The sequence below is a fragment of the Yersinia sp. 1252 StPb PI genome (assembly GCF_048593885.1).
Taxonomy (GTDB): domain Bacteria; phylum Pseudomonadota; class Gammaproteobacteria; order Enterobacterales; family Enterobacteriaceae; genus Yersinia; species Yersinia enterocolitica_E.
On the sequence record NZ_JAZGQE010000424.1, the window covers coordinates 1 to 835 of the forward strand.

Here is an 835-nt window from a genome sequence, read left to right on the forward strand (position 1 = left end):
GCGGGGTTGCGAGTTAGCTTAATGTCGGCGGTGTACATCTCGCCGTTTTTGAACTTGGTTAACCTGGGTAAGTCATGATCGAACGCTGGAACAAAAACGCCACCGGCATTCTTGACCATTTCGATTTGCATATCACCACTCCGATAAGCAAGCGAATAGCACCACAACAATAACTAATGCCATTATCGTTAGTGGTATATTCCCCATATTGTCAGCCATGAACTCCATCGAGCGCCCCTTTCAGTTGCTTCTCAACGGTTTGTATTGTCGTTTGTAACGCATACAAAGCATCTGGTGACCTGTCATCTTGAAGAGGTGTAATCATCAGGAGTTGGGGCATCATGTTTACTGTGTTGATGTATGCGTCGCAGAGTTGGCGGTATTGCTTCTTGGACAGGGTTATTTGTTTATCCATTATTCACTCTCCGGAGCGGCGGGTAGTGTCATCCAGTGAGTTACAGTGATGGGATAAAACTCAACGCCATAATTTTGCTCGGACACTTGAGCGAACCATCCCGGTCCTTTCTTATGGAATTTAATATACTGGCCAACATGCAGATCAACCCCAAAATCAGGAAGCGGCCAGATAAGCACAAATTCATCATTTTCAGGCATCCGGTCACTGCACTTAATCCAACCTTGCGGTATCTCCGGAGAGTTCAACTGTGGGGTGGTGTAGACGATGCGACGGCGGGCGGGGTCGTATTGATTATAAAATCCTTTATCGCAATCATCCCAAACCCATTCAATGCCGTCGAACTGGTCGTTGCATACCCCTGACTGATACTGATAAATAGGCTCAGCCCTCTTTGCAGCTAACGCGATTCGGGCTAGT

Annotated in this window: 2 protein-coding genes; both read right to left on the reverse strand. The window is 47.1% G+C overall.

Annotated features, from left to right (window positions below):
* Nucleotides 1–211 precede the first annotated feature (211 nt).
* Nucleotides 212–415 (reverse strand): hypothetical protein, encoded by a 204-nt coding sequence (locus tag V2A85_RS24065; RefSeq protein WP_420072603.1) that lies wholly within the window; start codon nt 413–415, stop codon nt 212–214.
* Nucleotides 415–835 (reverse strand): DUF551 domain-containing protein (locus tag V2A85_RS24070; RefSeq protein WP_420072604.1); only part of this gene is annotated, 421 nt, incomplete at its 5' end. The genes V2A85_RS24065 and V2A85_RS24070, both read right to left, overlap by 1 nt.